This window comes from Mesorhizobium shonense (genome assembly GCF_040545255.1).
Classification (GTDB): Bacteria; Pseudomonadota; Alphaproteobacteria; order Rhizobiales; family Rhizobiaceae; genus Mesorhizobium; species Mesorhizobium shonense.
This window is the reverse complement of the sequence record NZ_JBEPLM010000002.1, coordinates 578,568-598,639: the sequence shown is the minus strand read 5'-3', so window position 1 is coordinate 598,639 and position 20,072 is coordinate 578,568. Positions and strand designations below refer to the sequence as shown.

Below are 20,072 nucleotides of genomic sequence, written 5' to 3'. Positions count from 1 at the left end.
CTTAAATGAACTGGACCTGGACGATCTCGTAGCCGCGAGCGCCGCCGGGGGCGTTGACCTCGATGGCGTCGCCGACCTCCTTGCCGATCAGCGCGCGCGCGATCGGCGAGGAGATCGAGATACGGCCGGACTTCACGTCCGCCTCCTGGTCGCCGACGATCTGATAGGTCTTCTTTTCTTCGGTGTCCTCGTCGACCAAAACGACGGTCGCGCCGAACTTCACCTTGTCGCCGCTCAGCTTCGTGACGTCGATCACCTCGGCGCGCGCGATCAGGTCCTCGAGCTCGTTGACGCGGCCCTCATTGTGGCTCTGCGACTCTTTGGCGGCGTGGTATTCGGCATTTTCAGACAGGTCGCCATGCGAGCGGGCTTCGGAGATCGCCTCGATGATGCGTGGACGCTCTTCCTGCTGGCGCCAGCGCAGCTCTTCCTTCAATGACGCGAACCCCTCGCCTGTCATCGGAACCTTGATCATGATGCCTGACCTTTCCTGCCGCCACCCCCGCTTTTCGGGAGCAGCCTTGTCAACGGGTACAAAAAGAAAACGGTCCGGCAGCCTCGGGCTAACGGAACCGTCTCACCACAATTTCCCCGAATATAGCGATCTTCCCGCGATTTTCACGCCCAAAAATGAAGTTCGGCAAAATGATCACTGCTTTCGCTTGATCGCCTGGCGGTGAATGCGGCAGCAGCGAGAAGCCGGCTGCGAATGCTCGCAGCCGGTTTGAGAAGCCGGGTGGTCGAAATCAGCTCCTCAGGAAATGATCGATCTGCTCCGACAGCATGCCGTATTCGCGCGAGCCCTTGCCGGTCCGCTTCTCGATCTCCATCAACTGCTGTTGCGCGCCGGCAAGATCGCCGATCTGCAGATGCGCCTCGCCGAGATACTCGCGCACCAGCGTGTAGTTCGGGTCGATGCGCAGCGCTTCCTCGTAATAGCCGAGGCCGACCGTGACGCGGCCGGAATGGCGATGTGAATAGCCGAGATAGTTGAGGATGCGCGGATCCTGCTTGTTGGCGGCGAGCGTCAGCACCGAGATCGCCTCGTCATAGCGCCCGGCCATCGCCAGATCGTGGCCAGCTTCGTAGATGCTGTCGTCATCCAGCATGCCATATTGCGGCGTTACGCATTTCTTCTTCTTCTTGTCCCAGACCTGGCCCGTCTTGCATTGGCTGGTTGTCTGGCCGCCGCTACTACCGCCTTCACCGGCGGTGAATGCCGGCGCCGCGAACAGCGGCAGTGCAGCAATAGCTATGACCTGGATTAGCAAACGTCTGCGCATCGAAACCTCCGTGAGCGTGACAATGGCAGATTAACGCCGCCTCTGCGCCGTTTCATCCCGAAAAGCCGCCGGCAGCCGAACTATTTGGACGTCCGGGCGCATTTCCGCTCCTTGCGAACGGACGTGACGCGGGCCGCAAATCCGCTATCATCAGTCGAGCGCACGACGAGGAGAAAGGCCAGTGCAGCAGCGCCTCGAACAGGAATGGGAGCTTTCCATCGACCCGGACACGGTGCGCCTGTTTATCCTCAAGGCCAAGGCGCTGAGCGCCGCCGTCAACGAGGATTATGACGACGGTGCCGAGCACGAGGTCGAGTTCGACGGCGACAGGCACGACAGCCATCATCATGACGGCCTTGTCGAAGAGGCCTCGGAAGATCTCACCGAGGAGGAGTTCCGCGAGCTGATCAACGATCTCAATGTCGATGAAGCGGCCGAGCTGGTCGCGCTGGCCTGGATCGGTCGTGGCGACTACGACGCTTCCGAATGGATCGACGCGGTGGCCGCGGCGCGCGAGCGCGCCAACAAGCGCACTGCCAAATACCTGCTCGGCCTGCCGCAACTCGCCGACTGGCTGGAGGACGGTCTCGAGGCGATCGGCGCGTAACGGGCCGGTAATCGTTTTTGATCGCAACGCTACCACCTCCGAGGCAACCTTGCCTTGTCGGCGCCGTTTCCGGCCGATGGCAACGCTGAGCTTTTCCGGATTTTGCAGACTGGCGCTGCCCTTGGCGGCGGCGGCCTTGCTGATCACGCCGGCCGATGCCAAGCATCGTCATAGGCAGCCGCTGACACCGCGTGTGGAGCAGCCATTGACGCAGCGGGCCGATCAGCCCCTGAGGCCGAAGAGTAAGCACCGCGTGAGGCCACGGGGCAAACGACATATCGTGCCAAAGCAGACGCAACAGCAAACGCAGGACCAGCCGACCTCACCCGCCGATGTTCCGGTGCCAGAGCCACGTCCGACGGAAGCGCCGAAGGCCGACGCAACAACGATGAAAGAGCAGAAGGCTACAGGTCCAAAGCCCGCTGACGCATCCAACCGGCTCAATCAAGAAAAGTCTCGTCCCGAGCCTTCAGCCCCCGGGCCGTCAACCGAAATGGAAAACGAACCTGAGCCACCGGCCGCGGTGCCGATTCCGACACAAAGACCCGACACCGCAGAACCGGAGGTTGAACCGCCCGCTGTCGCACCGAAGCCACCGGAAAAACCGGTTGATATCGACGACAACAAGATGATGCCCGATCCGCGTTCCGCTGAACTGCCCGCCGACAAGATGCCGGAAGAGGAAGTTGCCTGTCGCGAACGGCTGAAGGCACTCGGCGTCGAATTCGAGGAACACAAGGCTGAGCACGATGCTGAGATCGGCTGCTCGATCCCCTACCCCATCATCCTGAAAACGCTTGGAAAATCGATCAGCATCGGTTCCGGCACCGAGCTCAACTGCCGGATGGCCGAGGCTGCAGCGCGCTTTGCCGCGGATGTCGTCCGGCCGGCCGTGAAGGCCGAATTCGGCGCCGATCTCAAGGTGATCAACCAGGCATCTGCCTATGTCTGCCGCCCGCGCCACGGCGGCGGCAAGCTGTCGGAACACGCCTTCGGCAACGCGTTGGACATCGCTTCCTTCACCCTTTCGGACGGCAGGACGATCGGCATCGGCCCCGCGCCGCCCGAAAAGGACGGAAAGTTCCTGAATGCGGTGCGCAAAGCCGCCTGTGGGCCGTTCAAGACCGTGCTAGGCCCCGGCAGCGACCCCGACCATGCGATGCATTTCCATCTCGATCTCGAACCGCGACGAAATGGCGGAACTTTCTGCCAATAAAGTCGACCGTCGCGCCGAGCAATGTGGGTTCAGTTCGGGCGCCTGAACTATCGAAACCATCGGCCGTGCTTGCTCAAGAGCTGGAATTGACTTAACTAGGTTGGCCGTCTCCATTCCAGCAGTCCTCAAGGAAAATCAAATGAAACATGCGGCATTTATTTTCCTGTCTCTGGCTGTGCTACTCGCACCAGGCATCGATGCTGCCTCGGCGCACACCAAGAAGCACGTAGGCAACCACAAGCATGAGAAATCTGTAAAACCTGCAAAACCTATGCCTCTGTACCAGCAGATCCAGCATCGCCACTACAAAGGCAAGTCTTTGTGCTGGCGTATGTACAACGGCAACCTAATAAACATCTGCGTCGGATAACTGACTCAAACAGCAGTAACTCGGCGCTTGGGTTGGTAGCTGTGTTGCATAAGGCTGGTCGCATTTTCGCCGCAGGCGTGAACGCCGGCACTGAGTTTTCCTTTACCCTTAATCGTTAAAATGCCGGATATCCGTCAACGGGATTCCGTCAATGGCCGGCAAATTTCGTGCCGTGTTTTCCGTCACCGCGTGCCAGTCGAAACGCGCAGCGATGGCGGCTGCTGGCCTAGCGCTGGCCGCCGTATCGGCCTGCAACACCGGCGATGTCTTCTCGCTGCAGCCTGCCGTCGATGTCGGCGGCCAGACCGCCTCTGTGCCGGAGGCGCCGCAATATTCCGGCATGCAGCGGCTCGTCCCGTCCAATCCCTATATGACCTCGGTCGCTTATCCGCGCATGGATGAGCCGATGTCGCCGGTCGAGCAGATGCCGGCGAGCGAGATCGACTGCCGCAATGAGCTGAAACGCATGGGTGTCGTCTACACGGACATCCAGCCGATCCATGAAGGCCAGTGCGGCATCGATTTTCCGGTGAAGGTTTCGGCCATTGGCAGCGTCGAGATGAAGCCGGCAGCGACGCTCACCTGCAACATGGCAGCGACCTTCGCCGCCTGGACCAGGAACGAGCTGGTGCCGGCCGCCCGCTGGCGCTATTTCTCCGGCGTCAAGACCATCCATCAAGGCTCGAGCTATTCCTGCCGCAATATCGCCGGCGAAGGCGTCCTGTCGGAACACGGCAAGGGCAACGCGCTCGACGTCATGAGCATCGAGCTCAACAACGGCGACGACATCGATGTCCGCAAGCCCGGCCTGTTCGCTTTCCGCACCCGCGGCTTCTTGAACAATGTGCGCGCCGACGGCTGCCAGTATTTCAACACGGTGCTCGGCCCGGGCTACAATTACGACCACCGCAACCACTTCCACTTCGACGTCAAGAACCGCAGGAGCGGATATCGCGCCTGCCGCTGAGGCGGCAGCCTACTGCCCAATCCACGCGACACCGCATAGAGTGGCCGCGAATGCGTTCCGGAGTGGTTTCTCTTGGGTGAGCGAAGCGTTAGGCGGCGCGCGGCGATCTGGCTGGCGGCTTTCTGCGCCTTCTATCTGGCATTCGCCTATCTCGCCGCACCGGAATTCTGGACCTGGCGGGAGCGCGGTTTCCGCACGCAGCGCTTCGAGATGGTGACGCACACGTCGCAGGGCATCCCGGGCGACCCGATCAATGTCGGCCTTGTCGGCACCGAAAAGGAGGTCGTCCGTGCCTTTGCCGTCGCCGGCTGGGACACGGCCGACGCCGTCACGCTGAGGACCGCGATCGATATCGGCGAAAGTGTCTTGTTTTCCCGTCCCTATCCCGATGCGCCGATGAGCCGCTTGCTGTTCGAAGGCCGCGCCCAGGACCTTGCCTTCGAAAAGCCGGTCGGCGACAGCGCCGACCGGCGCCATCATGTCCGCTTCTGGCAGACAAACACGGTCGGCGACGACGGCCGCCCGCTCTGGCTGGGCGCCGCGAGCTTCGACCGCGGCGTCGGCCTCAGCCACGACACTGGCGCCATCACTCACCATATCGGCCCCGACATCGACGCCGAGCGCAACTTCCTGATCGGCGACCTCAGCGCGGCCGGCCTGTTGACCGCTACCAGCGAGATTCCGGGGATCGGCGCCACGAAGAACGGCAGGAATGGCGGCGGCGATCCTTATTTCACCGACGGCATGGCGACGATCGGCCTATTGAAGATGCTGCCGTGAGGAGGGTGGCGCCGGTGCGGATCAGGTCGCGGTGATGACGATCTTGCCGAACGGCCCCTTCTCCAAATGCCCGAACGCCTGCGGCACGTCGTTGAAGCCATAGACCTTGTCGATGACCGGCTTGATGCCGAGCGCTTCGACTGCACTCGTCGGCCTTTTTCGGCACCACCCTGGGATGCCGCCTGAACAACCCGCCTGTCATGGTCCGAAATTGTCATGCTTCAAAAATAATGGCGGACTATTTTCGAATGCACTGCGGCAATGCTATTGACCGCCCATGCTTTATGTTGAAATCGCCGTCGTGGCCGTCCTCATCCTGGTGAACGGCCTTCTGGCCATGTCGGAGCTCGCCATCGTCTCGTCGCGGCCTGCCCGCCTCAAGGCGATGATCGACCGCAATGTCAGGGGTGCCGGCCGCGCGCTGGCGCTGGGCTCCAACCCCGGCAAGTTCCTGTCGTCGGTGCAGATCGGCATCACCCTGGTCGGCGTGCTGTCCGGCGCCTTTTCCGGCGCCACCCTCGGCGAGCGGTTGGCGCAATATTTGGCCTCGACCGGCGTCCGCGAGACCATTGCCGACCCCGTCGGCGTCGGCATCGTCGTCGCGGTCATCACCTATGCCTCGCTGATCGTCGGCGAGCTCGTGCCGAAGCAGATCGCGCTGAGGGATCCAGAGCGCGTCGCCGTAAGGGCGGCGCCCGCAATGACCATCCTCGCAACCGTCTCGGCGCCGCTCGTCTTCCTGCTCGATATTTCCGGCCGCGCGATTCTGTGGCTGCTCGGCCAACACGGCGAGGCGGAAGAAAAGGTGACCGACGAGGAGATCAAGATGCTGGTCGCCGAGGCCGAGCATCACGGCACCATCGAATCCGACGAGCGGCGCATGATCGCCGGCGTCATGCGCCTCGGCGACCGCGCCGTGCGCGCCGTGATGACGCCGCGCACCGAGGTCGACTGGCTGAACCTGCAATCCGACGAAGCCACGGTTCGAAAACTTTTGATGGATACCCAGCACTCGCGACTGCCTGTCGGCGACGGCAATGTCGACGCCATGGTCGGCGTCATACAGACACGCGATGTGCTGGCCGCCCTTCTTGCCGGCAGGGTGCTGGATCCGCGCCAGCATGTGCGCGCCGCCCCCATCGTGCACGACCAGGCCGACGCGCTCGACGTGCTGCAGAAGCTCAGGGAATCGGACGTGCCCATGGCGCTCGTCCATGACGAATACGGCCATTTCGAAGGCATCGTCACGCCGGCCGACATCCTGGAAGCGATCACCGGCGTGTTCCGCTCGGACCTCGAGGCTGGCGAGGAAGAAAACGCCGTCAAGCGCGAGGACGGCTCATGGCTGCTCGCAGGCTACATGCAGGCCGACGAGATGGCCGAAGTGCTGGGCATCGACCTGCCGGAGAACCGCGACTATGAGACCGTGGCCGGCTATGTGCTGTCGCATCTGCACCACCTCCCCAACACCGGCGAATGCGTCGACGCGCAAGGCTGGCGCTTCGAAGTGGTCGACCTCGACGGCCGCCGCATCGACAAGCTGATCGCCACCCGCCTGCCCGACGGACACCGCCCGATCGCGCGGCGGTAGCCGGCAACATTCGCCGATTGGAGGGAGCGTGTCGGTTGACGCGCTATGGCTTCGCTTTCCTCACCTATGATTGACCGGCCAAAAGCTGGGAAACACGGCGAAAGCGTCTATATCGGCAGCCATGGATGCATCGAGCGACCACCCGCTGAACGACGAGCTTCTCTCGGACATCCAGCGTCTGTCTTTCGACTATTTCCTCAAAGAGGCCAACCCGGCCAACGGCCTGATCGCCGACCGCAACACCGCCGGATCGCCAGCCAGCATCGCCGCCGTCGGCCTCGCTTTGTCGTCCTATCCTGTCGGAGTGGCGCGTGGTTTCATGACCCGCGCCGCCGCGGTCGAGCGGACGCTCGCCACGCTTCGCTTCTTCCGCGACGCGCCGCAGGGACTGGAGCCCGACGCCGCCGGCTACAAGGGCTTCTACTATCATTTCCTCGACATGAAGACCGGACGCCGCGTCTGGAACTGCGAGCTGTCCACGGTCGACACCGCGTTTCTGCTGGCGGGTGTCCTGGCCGCCGGCGCCTATTTTGACGCCGACGACGAATCCGAACTGGAAATCCGTCGACTTGCCGACGTGCTCTACCGCCGCGCCGACTGGCGCTGGGCGCAGAATGGCGGCGCCACCGTCACCCATGGCTGGCGGTCCGGGAAAGGGTTTCTGCGCTACCGCTGGGAGGGTTACGACGAGGCGCTGATCCTCTACATGCTGGGCCTCGGCTCGCCGACTTTCCCGCTGCCGCCCGAGAGCTATGCGGCCTGGCTGTCCACTTACAAGTGGAAGAAGATCTATGGTCGCGAGCTGGTCTATGCTGGCCCGCTCTTCATCCACCAGTTCTCGCATATCTGGATCGATTTTCGCGGCATCCGCGACGCTTTCATGCGCAAGCACGGCAGCGACTATTTCGAGAACAGCCGCCAGGCGACCTACCTCCAGCGCGACTACGCCATTCGCAATCCGAAGGGCTTCGTCGGCTATGATGAGAATTGCTGGGGCATCACCGCCAGCGACGGCCCGGGCCTGAAAAAACTTCAGCTGACGATCGGTGGGCGCCGTTTCTTCGGCTATCTGGCGCGCGGCGTGCCCTTCGGTCCCGACGACGGCACGCTGTCGCCATGGGCGGCGATCACCTCGCTGCCCTTCGCGCCGGAAATCGTGTTGCCGGCGCTTCGTTACTTTCACGAGATCGACCTGCACGAAGGCAATCCCTACGGCTTCACCGCCAGCTTCAATCCGACCATCGCCGTCGCCGACGGCCGGGCCTGCGGCTGGGTGTCGCCGGACCATGTCGGCATCAACCAGGGGCCGATCGCCCTGATGATCGAGAATTACCGGTCGGATTTCCTGTGGCGACTGATGCGCCGCGTGCCGGCCATCACCGCCGGACTGCAACGAGCCGGATTTTCGGGCGGCTGGCTGTAAGAGCGAGTCGTCGCGCGCTGCTGCGCATATCCGGCGTTGGCGCGGTTGCCGTATTCAAGTCAAAGCTCATATTTATACTTATTATATTACGAGTAGCTAATGTTGCTTTTAAGTAACGGTGCACAAATAAATCAGTAATCGACGATTCAACTTCGCGACGGGAATCAAACGCCAAGTTAACCTCTTGTCGATTTGGTCGGCACGCCGTGCGGGCCATCGCGGCAGATTTCTGGGCGGGCAGACCAATGAAGACGAGCGGCGGAGCGCTTCGGCGCATTCGGAATGGGATGCTCCTTGCCGGCGTGAGCGGCGCGGCGATCGCCTGCCTTCCGGGCGCCGCCTCGGCCGCGACCTATTTCGTCAGCACTGACAGCGAGTTGCGCGCTGCCATTACTGCGGCGAATGGAGACGGCGATTCCAACTCGACGATCGTGATGACCGCCAGCTTTGCCACGGCGAGCACTTCACTTCCGGTGCCGACCAAGTCCATCACGATCGACACGCAAGGTTTCACGCTTTCGGGCCCGGCAAACAGCGGCATCGTAATCACAGGCACCGGCGCCGTCAGGACACTGGTGGGCACGTTCATGGGCACCGACGGCGGGAGTTCAGGGGCGGGGCTGCAAATCCGAAACGGGGCGTCGGTTACGAATATGGGCCTCGTCGAGGGCGGAACAAACTCTATAGGAAATGGCGGTGCCGGCGTCGATTTTGGCGGCGCTGCCACCGCCTTAGTCAATCACGGAACCGTCCGCGGTGGGCCAAGTGCAAGCGGCACTGGAGGCATCGGCGTCTTGGTGCGAAGCGGTGCCGGTCAGATCGTCAACACCGGCACGATCGAAGGGGGTGGCGCCGGTGGAGGCGCGATCGTGGCCAACGGCGCCACCGTCTCGATCGATGTCGTCAACAGCGGCACGATCCGCGCCGGCGCCGGGGCCAACGCGATTGGGTGGAGTTCGGGCATCACGCCGACGACGGGCGTCATCCAACTGGAGCTGCAGGATGGCTCGCAGATATTCGGCAACGTGGTGGCGAACGCGGCGGCGACTACGGATCGCCTTCGTCTCAGCGGGACGGGCTTCTCGATCCTGGATGGTTCGATCGGTACCGCCGGGCAATACCAGAACTTCGACATCTTTGAGAAGACCGGCAGCGGCACCTGGACGCTGACGGCGAACAACACGGCTACGACCAATTGGGATATCCAACAGGGCACGCTGCAGCTCGGCAATGGCGGCACTACCGGCAGCATCATCGGCGATGTAACCAATAGCGGCACTTTAGCCTTCGACCGCTCCAACACCTACAGCTATGCCGGCGTCATCTCGGGCAGCGGCGCGGTGACTCAGATCGGAACCGGCACGACCGTACTTGCCGGCGACAACAGCTACAGCGGGGGCACGACGATCTCGGCCGGCACTCTGCAGCTCGGCAATGGCGGCGCGACCGGCAGCATCGTCGGCAATGTCGTCAACAACGGCACGCTGGCTTTCAAACGCAGCGACACACTTGCATATTCCGGCATCATCTCCGGCACGGGCGCGGTGCGCCAGCTCGGCTCCGGCACCACGGTGCTCACCGGAGCCAATACCTATAGCGGCGGAACCACGATCTCCAATGGCGTGCTGTCGGTCTCCGCCGATAACAATCTCGGCGATGCCTCTGGCGGACTGGCCTTCAACGGCGGCACGCTGCAGACGACGTCCGCGTTCACCAGCGGCCGCAATGTCACCCTGACCGGCAATGGCACGTTCCAGACCGATGCCGACCTTGGCCTGACAGGCGCCATCAGCGGCAGCGGCCTTTTCACCAAGACCGGCGCCGGTACGCTGACTTTGTCGGGCAACAACAGCTATACCGGCGGCACGCGAATTCTGGGTGGGACCCTCGAGGCCGAGGGCGGCAACGCGATCGGCGACCAGTCTGCCGTGGTCGCCCAGGCCGGTGTGTTCCGCGTCCTCGACAACGAGACCATCGGCATGCTCTCGGGAGATGCCGGCACGGTGGAGCTCGTCGGCAACCTCACGACCAGCACGAATTTCGCCAACACGACTGCGTTGTTCTACGGCGGCATCACCGGAACCGGCGACTTCGTCAAGAACGGCGCCTACCGCCAGGTGCTGGCCGGCAACAGCAGCTATCAGGGCGCGACACAAATCCTGGCCGGCACGCTCTTTGCGCTCGGTACGGGCATCGACTCCATTCCCGACTCCTCGGCCGTGACGGTGGCGGCCGGCGCTACACTGTCGCTTGTGCGGCCCCCTCTCTCCCCTATCTTCACGGGCATAGACAGCGACGACGAGACGATCGGCTCGTTGTCGGGTGCCGGCAATGTGAATCTCGGCGACAGGAAACTGACGATCGGCGGCGACGCCAGCACCATTTTCTCCGGTGTGATCTCAGGCGCCGGCGGCTCTCTTGCCAAGCTCGGCAACGGCACACTTACGCTCTCGGGCACTAGCACCTATACCGGCGCGACCACGATCGAGGCCGGCAAGCTTTCGGTCAAGGGCTCGATTGCCAATTCCGCCGTCACCATTCTCAACGGCGGCGCGCTTGGCGGCAACGGCACGGTCGGCGCCACGACGCTGCAGGCCGGCGGCGTGATCGCGCCGGGCAACTCGATCGGCACGCTGACCATCGATGGCAACTACGCCGGGGCAGGCGGCACGCTGGAGATCGAGGCGATGCTCGACGGCGATGCCTCTTCCGCCGACCGACTCGTCATCACCGGCGACACTTCCGGGGCAACCTATGTCAAGGTTATCGGTGTCGGCGGCTCGGGCGCGCAAACCAGCGAAGGCATCAAGATCGTCGATGTCGGCGGCATCTCGGCCGGTACGTTCAGCCTGCTCGGCAACTACGTCTTCGAGGGCGATCAGGCCGTGGTCGCCGGAGCCTATGCCTACCGGCTCTACAAGAACGGCATCAGCACGCCTTCCGACGGCGACTGGTATCTGCGCTCGTCCCTGATCAGCCCCGACGACCCGACACCGCCGGTCGATCCGACGCCGCTCTATTCGCCTGCCGCGCCGATCTACGAGGCCTATGCCGGTGTGCTGCAGAGCTTCACCCAGCTCGGCACGCTGCAGCAGCGCGTCGGCAACCGCTCTTGGGGCGGAACGCAATCGGGTGCGGGCGACGGCGTCGAACAAGGCAGCCCGATCTGGGGGCGCATCGAGGCGTCGCACAGCGAGTTCGATCCGGGTACGACCACGACCGGAACCGACTATGACGCCGACCTCTGGAAGTTGCAGGCGGGTCTCGACACCCTGCTGTCCGAGACCGAAGCCGGCGTCCTGATCGGCGGCGTCACCGTCCACTACGGCACGGTGAAGTCGGACATCTCCTCGTTCTTCGGTACCGGCTCGATCGATACGACCGGCTACGGCCTGGGCGGCACGCTGACCTGGTATGGCAAGAACGGTTTTTACGTCGACACGCAGGCTGAGCTGACCTGGTTCGACAGCGATCTTTCCTCCGCGACGCTCGGCAAGAAACTCGCCGACGGCAATAACGGCTTCGGCTATGGCCTCGGCATCGAGGCCGGACAGAAGATCGCGCTGCAGGGCAACTGGTCGCTGACGCCGCAGGCGCAGCTCAGCTATTCCTCGGTCGATTTCGACAGCTTCACCGATCCCTATGGGGCGCTGGTCTCCAACGTCAGCAGCGACAGCCTGATCGGCCGCCTTGGACTGTCTGCCGACTATGAGAGCGAATGGAAGGGCAAGGCGGATCGGTCGAGCCGCTCGCATGTCTACGGCGTCGCCAACCTCTACTACGACGTCCTCGATGGCTACGATGTCGACGTCTCAGGCGCCAAGCTTGTCAGCAAGGCGCAGCCGCTCTGGGGCGGGCTTGGCGTCGGCGGCTCGCTGAGCTGGGCCGACGACCGCTACTCCGTCCACGGCGAGCTGCTCGCGCGCACCAGCCTGGAGGATTTCGGCGAAAGCCACGCTTTTGGCGGCACGGTCGGCTTCAAGGTAAAGTGGTAAGCAGGAACGACCGCTACCTGAGAAGGCGTTCGTTCCGGCAGTTGCGTGTGGCTTGGCTAGGGCAGCAACACGACCTTGCCGGTCGAGCGGCGCGCCTCGATCAGGCGGTGAGCTTCGCCGGCCTGATCGAGTGGAAAGCGGCCTCCGATTGTCGCCAGCAGCCGGCCCGTCGACGCCAACTGGAACAGGGTGGATAAGCTGTCTCTCAACACCTCGGCAGACAAACGCGGCAGCAGCGCGAACCCCTCGAGCGACTGGTTGCGGCCGACCATCGCCTCCAGGTCTGGGGTCGACAACGCAAACCGGCTGAGCGCTGCAAAGACGAGCGCGCCGCCGGGGGCCAAAGCCGAGAGAGCCGCCGGCGTCGTCGCGCCGCCAACCGTATCGTAGATGATGTCGACCCCCATGCTGCCGGCCGCCTCGCGGACCTGCGCTGGCCATTCTGCCTCACTGGAGTCGATCGCCACATCGGCGCCCAGCGACGAAGCGAAATCGAGCTTCGCCTTGCCGCCGGCCAGCGCGATGATGCGGCTAGCGCCCTGCCCCCGGGCCAGTTGGACGAGCAATGAACCGACGCCGCCTGCCGCGGCGGGAATGAGCACCGTCTTGTTGGCGGGCGGGCTTTGCCTGAGCAGATGCAAGGCCGTCAGCCCTTGCACCATCAAGGCCGTCGCTTCCTCGAAGGAAAGCGCATCCGGCACCGGCACGGCCAGGCCGGCGTCGATCGTCACATACTCGGCATGACCGCCGAAAGGCCGCTCCGAGACAAACAGCGGCGCCGCCACGCGGCTTCCCAGGAGGCGAGGGTCCACGCCCTCGCCGACTGCCTCGACGGTGCCGGCGGCTTCGACGCCTGGGAACATCGGCAGCCCTGGTGTGGCCGCGTAGCGATCCGCCCGCATCAGCACCTCGAAGAAGTTGATGCCGGCGGCCCCGACCCTTATCAGGACCTCGCCGGCTCCCGCGACGGGTGTCGGGACGTCGACGACCTCAAGCACCTCTGGGCCGCCGAAGCGGTTGTACTGAACGGCTTTCATGGCAAGCTCCGATCGCTATGGCATCGGTCGCGCTTTGCCACTATCTGCGCTGTCGTTTCTACACACTCATTTGTCCGCTTCTCACCAGGAGGTGACCATGGCCCGCACAATCAAGAAACTGCCGATGCTGCCGGCGGAGCGCGCCCTGAAAGTTGTCTCGGGCCGCTGGAAAGCGGTGATCCTCTATTATCTGTTCGATGGCCCGCGCCGTCTCTCGGCGCTCAAGGCATTGATGCCCGGCATCACCCAGAAGGTGCTGATCGAGCAGTTGCGCGAGATGGAGGAGCACGGGCTGGTGAGCCGCGAAATCTTCGCTGAGGTCCCGGCGCGTGTGGAATATTCGGCGACGCCTCTCGGTCTCAGTCTCGAGCCGATCCTTTTGGCGCTTTGCCAATGGGGACAGCACCACGCCGACGAGCTGAACGAACGGGAGCACATTGCCGACTGCATCATCAGGCCAAGGCAGGCCGCTGAGGCTTCCGCAAATTGAAAGGGGCGGCGCAAGCGCCGCCCCTTTGTCCATTGGGAGGATAATCTCGATCGACGGCTCAAGCCGCCTTGGCTTCAGCGTCAATCGCATCGGCAGCGCGAGCCGCCTTCAGCACTTTCGCCCACCAGGCGACGTCGTTCACGAGCGCGGCCGCAGCCTGGTTCAGATGCTCGATGTCCTCGAGCTTCTTTTCGCCCTGGCGAACCGCAAGGAAATCGCCCCAGGCGATGTGGACAGCCGACTTGACCGGCGCCATCTGCAGCTCGACGGCATGCAGCCGGAGCTGTTCGACGGCGCGCGAGCCGCCGACGCTGCCGTAGCCGACGAAACCGGCCGGCTTCTTGTTCCACTCATTGGCGGCATAGTCGATCGCGTTCTTGAGCACGGCGGTCGGGCCATGATTGTACTCGGCGGTGGTAAAGATGAAGCCGTCGAACTCGGCGACCTTCTTCTGCCAGCGCTGCGCCACCTCGTTCTGCGACGGCGCCCAGGCTGACGATGCGACCTCGTCGAAGAAGGGCAGCGGGAAATCGCGCAGATCGACGACTTCGACGTCGATGTCGGCATGCGTCTTGGCGATCTTGGCGATCCACTGCGTCGGCACGTCAGCGAAGCGGGCGGCGCGCGTCGAACCGACGACAATGGCGATTTTGGGCTTGGACATCTTGGGCTCTCCTTGCGGGAATTTTTGGTATCGTTTGGATACCGGCGCTATATGTGATACTGACAAATCGCCACGCAAGGAGGCACGTTTTTGTTACTGAGGCACCCGCACAACACCGAGGACTGCCGCGCCGTTTCGGAAATCCTGCAACGGGTCGGCGACAAATGGACAGTTCTGGTGGTCGGCAAGTTGGGCAACGGGGCGATGCGCTTCAACGAATTGCGCACGGCCGTCGGCGGCATTTCACAGAAGATGCTGACCAGCACTTTGCGCGGTCTTGAACGTGACGGCTTCGTCACGCGAAAAGTGTTTCCGACCATTCCGCCGCGTGTCGATTATGAGCTGACGGAGCTCGGCCACGAGCTGCTGGTGCCGGTCGGCGCACTCGGCGAATGGGCGCGCAGGAATACCGAAAGGGTCAAGGCCGCCCGCGCAAAGTTTGATGGCACGCGGGCTTGAAAGCCTTGCACCACAAGGGATTTGAGTTTCTTGGGTGGAAGGCTTTGCCCACCGAAGAAGCGCGCACGGCTATATCTTGGAATCTTTCCGCTTGTCGTATTGGACGCGATGTCAGTCTAACGCCTGCTCGACTCTGATGACGAGGACCGCGTTTTAAAGACAGCCATTCAGGCTTTTGACCTGGTGCTGCCACAAGGCGTTGGATTGCAGATCGCGCGCGTCGCGCCCTGCGTCTCAACGCTCCCGTTGCCATGCAATTGGGCGGTGCGCGGAAGATCTTTTTTCACCTCGGCATAGGCCGTTATGCCGAGCAGGCAGACCAGGGCGACGAGGGCTGCCACCAGCCAGCCGTTCAGCATGTGTTGACGCATTGTCTTTCCTCCAACACCCTCAGAATTGAGCGCGAAGGCAACCATTGGATGTCGCGAAGCACATTGCTCGCGCAGGCGATGTTACAAATGACTCTGGATTGGAGAATCGCCTTCGTCAGCTTTCGGCCGGAACCGGCTTCGGTTTGCCCTCGCCGTCGAGCGCCACCATGACGAAATCGGCATGGGTGACCTTTTCCATCAGGTCGGAGAGGTAGCGTTGCGCCCAGGCCTCGACCTTGAGCGTCATCGAGGTGCGGCCGACGCGCTCGACATGCGTGTAGATGCAGAGCGTGTCGCCGATCTTCATCGGCTTGGCGAAGGACATCTCCTTCACCGCCGCCGTCACCACGCGGCCCTTGGCGCGCTCGGCCGCGCGGATGCCGCAGGCAAGGTCCATCTGCGCCATCACCCAGCCGCCGAAGATGTCCCCGGCCGCATTGGCGTCGGACGGCATGGCCAGCGTCCTCAGCGTCAGGTCGCCAAGCGGCCGTCCGTCCGCGTAATGCACCATGGGGAGACAACTCCTTGCCAGATTGACGAAATTGCGTAGCGATCACGGGATGAATGGTCAACGCCGGAACGGCAGGTTGGAGAGCTTGTATGGCACGTCGCATCCTCATCGATTTCGAGACGACGCCGGGCGACCACGATCTCAACTTCAAGATCTGGATATTCGCCGAGGACCTTTATCGCGCCTTGCGATCGAACGAACTCGCGTCGCTTTCGCTCGACGATGTGGATCGCGTCTCGTCGCAACTCACCATACCGGTTCGCTCGAAGCGGCGCGTGCGTCGTACCGCTGCAGTGATCGAACAATTGCTGGAAGAACATTTCCTCACGCAGGTCGCCCGGCTGTCGGTTACCGACGAAGCCGGCCAGCCTGTCGATTAAACCAGCACTTCCGGGGCGATTCCGACACGAACGCCGGTCGCTTTTTTCACAAGCCATGCCGGAAGCCCCGGCGACGACGTCAGCCGGCAGTGTCTAGGGTAAGCCCCGGATTTCGGAGCCGCCCGCGCATCATGCAGACATATGACTTCATCATCGTCGGCTCCGGCTCGGCCGGCTCGGTTGTTGCCGAAAGGCTCTCGGCCTCAGGCCGCTTTTCGGTGCTGGTGCTGGAGGCGGGCGGAAGCGACCGCCGCTTCTATGTCCAGATGCCGCTCGGCTACGGCAAGACCTTCTTCGATCCGGCCGTCAACTGGAACTACAAGGCCGAGCCTGATCCCGGCCTCAGCAACAATGCCGACCACTGGCCGCGCGGCAAGCTGCTCGGCGGATCGAGCTCGATCAACGCCATGGTCTTTATCCGCGGCGCGCGCGAGGATTTCGACGCCTGGGCCGCCGCCGGCAATCCGGGCTGGAGCTATGACGAGCTGCTGCCCGCCTTCAAGGCGCTGGAGGACAATGAGGCCGGCGCGGACCAATGGCGCGGCGTCGGCGGCCCGTTGCATATCACCGATTGCTCGAACGCCGTGCACCCGCTGACGAAGCGCTATTTGGCGGCCGCACAGCAGGCCGGGCTGCCGTTCAATCCGGATTTCAACGGCGCTTCGCAGGAAGGTGTCGGCGTCTACCAGATCACCACCCGGAACGGCCGCCGCATGTCCGCGGCGCGGGCCTTCCTGCGCCCGGCCATGAAGCGCGGCAACGTCCGCGTCGAGACCAACGCGCTCGCGACGAAAATCCTGTTCGAGGGCAAGCGCGCCGTCGGCGTCGAATATGAGCTGAATGGTGAGAAGAAAACTGTCCGCGCGGCCCGCGAGGTGATCCTGTCCGGCGGCTCGGTCAACTCGCCGCAATTGCTACAACTCTCCGGCGTCGGCCCCTCGGCGCTGCTCACCGGTCTTGGCATCCCCGTCGTCCACGCCAACGATAATGTCGGCGCCAACCTGCAGGACCATGTCGGCATCAACTACACCTTCAAGGGCAAGCTGCCGACGCTCAACCAGATCCTGCGTCCATGGTGGGGCAAGCTGCTCGTCGGCATGCAATACATCCTCTTGCGCTCGGGCCCGCTGTCGCTGTCGATGAACAATGCCGGCGGCTTCTTCCGCACCGACCCGTCAATGACGCGGCCGAACATGCAGCTTTATTTCCAAGCCTTCTCGACGGTCATTCCGAAGAGCGGCGAGCGCCCGATCCTGACGCCCGACCCGTGGCCCGGCTTTTCCATCGGCCTTTCCAATTGCCGCCCGTCGAGCCGCGGCGAGATCATGATCCGCTCGAAGAATCCGCGCGACTATCCGAGGATCACGGCCAACGCCTATTCCACCAACGCCGATGTCGACGAGATGCTGGCGGCGGTGAAATTCGTGCGCAAGATCGCCGCGATGCCGGCCATGGCCGAGATCATTGTGGAAGAGGTTTTGCCTGGTCCGTCAATCACATCCGATGCCGATCTGATTCAGGATTTCAGGAAGCGCTCGGGCACCGTCTATCATCCGGTTTCGACCTGCCGCATGGGACCGGATGCCTCGCGCGCCGTCGTCGATCCGCGGCTGCGCGTGCATGGCCTCGATGGCCTGCGCGTCATCGACGCTTCGATCTTTCCCGACAACATCACGGGCAACACCAACGCCGCCTCGATCCTCACCGGATGGAAAGGCGCCGAGCTGGTTCTGGAGGATCAGAAATGAAAGTCACCGACGTCAAGACCTGGGTTGTCGGCAACCCGCCGCCCGGCATCGGCGGCAAGTATTTCATCTTCGTCAAGCTCACCACCGACGGCGGCGTGGTGGGCTACGGCGAGGCCTACAACGCAACTTTTTCGGCGCATGTCACGGCCAGGATGATCGAGGACATGGCCGAGCGCTATTTGATCGGCCGTGATCCGCACGATGTCGAGAACCTGTTCCGCCGCGTGTATTCCTCCGGCTTCACCCAGCGACCCGATGTCTCCGGCATGGGCTGCTTCTCGGCGCTCGAAATGGCCTGTTGGGACATTATCGGCAAGGAGGCGGGCAAGCCGGTCTACAAGCTGCTCGGCGGCCAGGTGCACGAGACGCTGCGCTCCTATACCTACCTTTATCCGCACACCGGCAGCGTCCATTCGGAGGATGCGCGCGGCCAGAACGTCTATAACGATCCCGACATGGCCGCCGCCTGCGCGCTGGAATATGTCGAGCAAGGCTTCAACGCCGTGAAGCTCGACCCAGCCGGCCCCTACACCGCCTATGACGGCCATCAGCCGCGCCTCATCGACATCGATCTTTCGGCGCGCATGATCAAGGCGATCCGCGAGGCCGTCGGCACCAGGGCCGACATCCTGTTCGGCACGCATGGCCAGTTCACCGCTTCCGGCGCGCTGCGCCTCGCACGCGCCATCGAGCCCTACGATCCGCTGTGGTTCGAGGAGCCGGTGCCGCCGGACATGCCCGAGGTGATGGCGCAGGTCGCCCGCGCCACCTCCATTCCAGTCGCCACCGGCGAGCGGCTGACGACAAAATCGGAGTTCGCACGCGTCATCGAGAACCGCGCCGCGACCATCCTGCAGCCCGACCTCGGCCGCTCTGGCGGCATTCTCGAAACCAAGAAGATTGCCGCCATGGCCGAGGCCTATCACATCCAGGTCGCGCCGCATTGTTATTGCGGGCCGATCGTCGGCGCCGCCAACATCCAGCTTGCGGTGACGCTGCCCAACTTCCTCATCCTGGAATCGCTGAAGCAGTGGGACGGCTTCCACGCTACGCTGCTCAAGAAGAAGATCGAATGGCAGGACGGCAACGTCATCCCATCAAAGGAGCCCGGTCTCGGGGTCGAGCTCAACGAAGAGGTCTGCGATGCGCATCCTTACAGCGGCAAGGAATTGCACCTGCAAATGATGCAGACGCCGCTGATGCCGTGACCGCGCGCCTCGCCTATGCCTTCATCGGCCTCGGCCATCTCGGCGGCAACCTTGCCGCCAGCCTGCTACGCAACGGCTTCGCCGTCACCGTCTTCGACCGCGACCCGTCGCCGATCGAGAGGCTTGTCGCGCTCGGCGCGACAGCCGCCAGGAGCCCGGCCGAGGCAGTCGCCCACGCCGGCAACGCGATCACTTGCCTGCCCTCGCCCAAGGTGAGCGAGGCGGTGCTGACCGGCCCTGACGGACTGCTGGACGGCCTGCCCGCTGGCGGCACCTGAATCGAGATGTCGACCAATGGCCGCGACGAGATTTTGCGGCTGTCGGCGCTGGCGTTGGCGAAGGGCGTCGAGACGCTTGAATGCCCGGTCACCGGCGGCGTGCATTTGGCCGCGGTTGGAAAGATAACCGCGCTGGTCGGCGGCGACGCCGCACTCTATGAACGGCATCGCCCTGCAATCGAGGCGATGTGCGCAAAATCGTTCCTGATGGGTCCGGTCAGTTCGGCGGCGGTGATCAAGGTCATCACCAACATGCTGGCCTTCATCCATCTGGTCGCCGCCGGCGAGGCACTGATGCTGGCCAAGCAAGGCGGACTCGATCTCGCCCAAGCCTATCATGCGATCGTCGCCTCCTCCGGCAACAGCTTCGTGCACGAGACCGAAAGCCAGCTCGTCTTGAACGGCTCCTACGACATCGGCTTCACCATGGACCTGGCGCTGAAGGACCTCGGCTTCGCGCTTGCCATGGGCAAGGATTTCGGCGTGCCGCTCGATCTGGCAACCCGTGTCAACGCGATTTTCGAGCAAGGCAAAGAAGCTTATGGCGGCGACGCCTGGTCGACGCGGATCGTCAAGCTGCTCGAGGATGCCGTTGGAGCCGAGCTTCGCGCATCGGGTTTTCCGGCCAAGCTTGAAGTATAACCGGCAAAATTTAGCCAGCCATTTCAATCATCTAATCGCACGCGCGGAATCA

Annotated in this window: 19 protein-coding genes and 1 pseudogene; 14 read left to right on the top strand and 6 right to left on the bottom strand. The window is 63.2% G+C overall.

Annotated elements, in window-relative coordinates:
• Window position 1 precedes the first annotated feature (1 nt).
• Both greA and ABID26_RS08345 read right to left on the bottom strand, forming a co-directional pair.
• Window positions 2-475 carry a transcription elongation factor GreA gene (gene greA, locus ABID26_RS08350; RefSeq protein ID WP_126098822.1) on the bottom strand — a complete coding sequence of 158 codons (474 nt, stop codon included), beginning with the start codon at window positions 473-475 and terminating at the stop codon, window positions 2-4.
• 271 nt (window positions 476-746) lie between these two features.
• Window positions 747-1,283 carry a tetratricopeptide repeat protein gene (locus ABID26_RS08345; protein ID WP_292301348.1) on the bottom strand — a complete coding sequence of 179 codons (537 nt, stop codon included), beginning with the start codon at window positions 1,281-1,283 and terminating at the stop codon, window positions 747-749.
• A 181-nt stretch (window positions 1,284-1,464) separates the two neighbouring features.
• Here ABID26_RS08345 and ABID26_RS08340 point away from each other — a divergent pair, with 181 nt between their 5' ends.
• The 8 genes from ABID26_RS08340 to ABID26_RS08305 all read left to right on the top strand — a co-directional run bounded on the left by ABID26_RS08340 (window position 1,465) and on the right by ABID26_RS08305 (window position 12,232).
• Window positions 1,465-1,890: a DUF3775 domain-containing protein gene (locus ABID26_RS08340; protein WP_126098820.1), complete on the top strand. Its 426-nt coding sequence runs from the start codon at window positions 1,465-1,467 to the stop codon at window positions 1,888-1,890.
• Between the two features lie 193 nt (window positions 1,891-2,083).
• Window positions 2,084-3,106 carry an extensin family protein gene (locus ABID26_RS08335; RefSeq protein ID WP_354415047.1) on the top strand — a complete coding sequence of 341 codons (1,023 nt, stop codon included), beginning with the start codon at window positions 2,084-2,086 and terminating at the stop codon, window positions 3,104-3,106.
• Window positions 3,107-3,245: 139 nt separating this feature from the next.
• Window positions 3,246-3,476 carry a hypothetical protein gene (locus ABID26_RS08330; RefSeq protein WP_354414883.1) on the top strand — a complete coding sequence of 77 codons (231 nt, stop codon included), beginning with the start codon at window positions 3,246-3,248 and terminating at the stop codon, window positions 3,474-3,476.
• 151 nt (window positions 3,477-3,627) lie between these two features.
• The gene (locus ABID26_RS08325) at window positions 3,628-4,443 is read left to right on the top strand and encodes an extensin-like domain-containing protein (protein ID WP_354414881.1); all 816 of its coding nucleotides are present in this window, start codon (window positions 3,628-3,630) and stop codon (window positions 4,441-4,443) included.
• Between the two features lie 72 nt (window positions 4,444-4,515).
• Window positions 4,516-5,223, top strand: coding sequence for an LssY C-terminal domain-containing protein (locus ABID26_RS08320; protein ID WP_354414879.1), 708 nt, complete (start codon window positions 4,516-4,518; stop codon window positions 5,221-5,223).
• A gap of 277 nt (window positions 5,224-5,500) precedes the next feature.
• Window positions 5,501-6,814 carry a hemolysin family protein gene (locus tag ABID26_RS08315; RefSeq protein ID WP_292340207.1) on the top strand — a complete coding sequence of 438 codons (1,314 nt, stop codon included), beginning with the start codon at window positions 5,501-5,503 and terminating at the stop codon, window positions 6,812-6,814.
• A 121-nt stretch (window positions 6,815-6,935) separates the two neighbouring features.
• On the top strand, window positions 6,936-8,237 hold the full coding sequence (locus ABID26_RS08310) for a glucoamylase family protein (RefSeq protein ID WP_292301358.1): 1,302 nt from the start codon (window positions 6,936-6,938) through the stop codon (window positions 8,235-8,237).
• A gap of 287 nt (window positions 8,238-8,524) precedes the next feature.
• Window positions 8,525-12,232 (top strand): autotransporter outer membrane beta-barrel domain-containing protein, encoded by a 3,708-nt coding sequence (locus ABID26_RS08305; protein WP_354414875.1) that lies wholly within the window; start codon window positions 8,525-8,527, stop codon window positions 12,230-12,232.
• Between the two features lie 56 nt (window positions 12,233-12,288).
• On the opposite strand, the gene ABID26_RS08300 is transcribed toward ABID26_RS08305, so the two are convergent.
• Window positions 12,289-13,269: a quinone oxidoreductase family protein gene (locus ABID26_RS08300; RefSeq protein ID WP_126098813.1), complete on the bottom strand. Its 981-nt coding sequence runs from the start codon at window positions 13,267-13,269 to the stop codon at window positions 12,289-12,291.
• Here ABID26_RS08300 and ABID26_RS08295 point away from each other — a divergent pair.
• Complete coding sequence (locus ABID26_RS08295; RefSeq protein ID WP_435528555.1) at window positions 13,268-13,759, top strand: winged helix-turn-helix transcriptional regulator; 492 nt, start codon at window positions 13,268-13,270, stop codon at window positions 13,757-13,759. The two genes, ABID26_RS08300 and ABID26_RS08295, sit on opposite strands and share 2 nt — an antisense overlap.
• A 58-nt stretch (window positions 13,760-13,817) precedes the next feature.
• On the opposite strand, the gene ABID26_RS08290 is transcribed toward ABID26_RS08295, so the two are convergent.
• Entirely contained in the window at window positions 13,818-14,423 is a 606-nt protein-coding gene (locus ABID26_RS08290) for an NADPH-dependent FMN reductase (protein WP_292301363.1), read from the bottom strand.
• A 90-nt stretch (window positions 14,424-14,513) separates the two neighbouring features.
• Here ABID26_RS08290 and ABID26_RS08285 point away from each other — a divergent pair, with 90 nt between their 5' ends.
• Window positions 14,514-14,882 carry a winged helix-turn-helix transcriptional regulator gene (locus ABID26_RS08285; RefSeq protein ID WP_126098810.1) on the top strand — a complete coding sequence of 123 codons (369 nt, stop codon included), beginning with the start codon at window positions 14,514-14,516 and terminating at the stop codon, window positions 14,880-14,882.
• A gap of 167 nt (window positions 14,883-15,049) precedes the next feature.
• On the opposite strand, the gene ABID26_RS08280 is transcribed toward ABID26_RS08285, so the two are convergent.
• Together ABID26_RS08280 and ABID26_RS08275 are read right to left on the bottom strand one after the other, a co-directional pair.
• The gene (locus ABID26_RS08280) at window positions 15,050-15,253 is read right to left on the bottom strand and encodes a hypothetical protein (RefSeq protein WP_126098809.1); all 204 of its coding nucleotides are present in this window, start codon (window positions 15,251-15,253) and stop codon (window positions 15,050-15,052) included.
• A gap of 115 nt (window positions 15,254-15,368) precedes the next feature.
• On the bottom strand, window positions 15,369-15,764 hold the full coding sequence (locus tag ABID26_RS08275; RefSeq protein ID WP_040970919.1) for an acyl-CoA thioesterase: 396 nt from the start codon (window positions 15,762-15,764) through the stop codon (window positions 15,369-15,371).
• Window positions 15,765-15,853: 89 nt separating this feature from the next.
• On the opposite strand from ABID26_RS08275, the gene ABID26_RS08270 reads away from it, so the two are divergent.
• The 4 genes and pseudogenes from ABID26_RS08270 to ABID26_RS08255 all read left to right on the top strand — a co-directional run bounded on the left by ABID26_RS08270 (window position 15,854) and on the right by ABID26_RS08255 (window position 20,020).
• A complete protein-coding gene (locus ABID26_RS08270; RefSeq protein ID WP_126098808.1) occupies window positions 15,854-16,144 on the top strand; it encodes a hypothetical protein in 291 nt (96 codons plus the stop codon).
• A 131-nt stretch (window positions 16,145-16,275) separates the two neighbouring features.
• Window positions 16,276-17,892, top strand: coding sequence for a GMC family oxidoreductase (locus tag ABID26_RS08265; RefSeq protein ID WP_126098807.1), 1,617 nt, complete (start codon window positions 16,276-16,278; stop codon window positions 17,890-17,892).
• Entirely contained in the window at window positions 17,889-19,100 is a 1,212-nt protein-coding gene (locus ABID26_RS08260) for a mandelate racemase/muconate lactonizing enzyme family protein (RefSeq protein ID WP_292301368.1), read from the top strand. Before ABID26_RS08265 ends, ABID26_RS08260 begins: the two co-directional genes overlap by 4 nt.
• Window positions 19,097-20,020, top strand: a pseudogene (locus tag ABID26_RS08255) (NAD(P)-dependent oxidoreductase). Before ABID26_RS08260 ends, ABID26_RS08255 begins: the two are co-directional and overlap by 4 nt.
• Window positions 20,021-20,072: the final 52 nt, after the last annotated feature.

Excerpts from the sequence above, each read along its gene's own strand:
- ABID26_RS08300 (WP_126098813.1), bottom strand. The coding sequence starts at position 13,269 with ATGAAAGCCGTTCAGTACAACCGCTTCGGCGGCCCAGAGGTGCTTGAG.
- ABID26_RS08345 (WP_292301348.1), bottom strand. The coding sequence starts at position 1,283 with ATGCGCAGACGTTTGCTAATCCAGGTCATAGCTATTGCTGCACTGCCG.
- ABID26_RS08290 (WP_292301363.1), bottom strand. The coding sequence starts at position 14,423 with ATGTCCAAGCCCAAAATCGCCATTGTCGTCGGTTCGACGCGCGCCGCC.
- ABID26_RS08270 (WP_126098808.1), top strand. The coding sequence starts at position 15,854 with ATGGCACGTCGCATCCTCATCGATTTCGAGACGACGCCGGGCGACCAC.
- ABID26_RS08260 (WP_292301368.1), top strand. The coding sequence starts at position 17,889 with ATGAAAGTCACCGACGTCAAGACCTGGGTTGTCGGCAACCCGCCGCCC.
- ABID26_RS08275 (WP_040970919.1), bottom strand. The coding sequence starts at position 15,764 with ATGGTGCATTACGCGGACGGACGGCCGCTTGGCGACCTGACGCTGAGG.
- ABID26_RS08280 (WP_126098809.1), bottom strand. The coding sequence starts at position 15,253 with ATGCGTCAACACATGCTGAACGGCTGGCTGGTGGCAGCCCTCGTCGCC.
- ABID26_RS08325 (WP_354414881.1), top strand. The coding sequence starts at position 3,628 with ATGGCCGGCAAATTTCGTGCCGTGTTTTCCGTCACCGCGTGCCAGTCG.
- ABID26_RS08330 (WP_354414883.1), top strand. The coding sequence starts at position 3,246 with ATGAAACATGCGGCATTTATTTTCCTGTCTCTGGCTGTGCTACTCGCA.
- ABID26_RS08305 (WP_354414875.1), top strand. The coding sequence starts at position 8,525 with ATGCTCCTTGCCGGCGTGAGCGGCGCGGCGATCGCCTGCCTTCCGGGC.
- greA (WP_126098822.1), bottom strand. The coding sequence starts at position 475 with ATGATCAAGGTTCCGATGACAGGCGAGGGGTTCGCGTCATTGAAGGAA.
- ABID26_RS08265 (WP_126098807.1), top strand. The coding sequence starts at position 16,276 with ATGCAGACATATGACTTCATCATCGTCGGCTCCGGCTCGGCCGGCTCG.
- ABID26_RS08295 (WP_435528555.1), top strand. The coding sequence starts at position 13,268 with ATGGCAAGCTCCGATCGCTATGGCATCGGTCGCGCTTTGCCACTATCT.
- ABID26_RS08315 (WP_292340207.1), top strand. The coding sequence starts at position 5,501 with ATGCTTTATGTTGAAATCGCCGTCGTGGCCGTCCTCATCCTGGTGAAC.
- ABID26_RS08310 (WP_292301358.1), top strand. The coding sequence starts at position 6,936 with ATGGATGCATCGAGCGACCACCCGCTGAACGACGAGCTTCTCTCGGAC.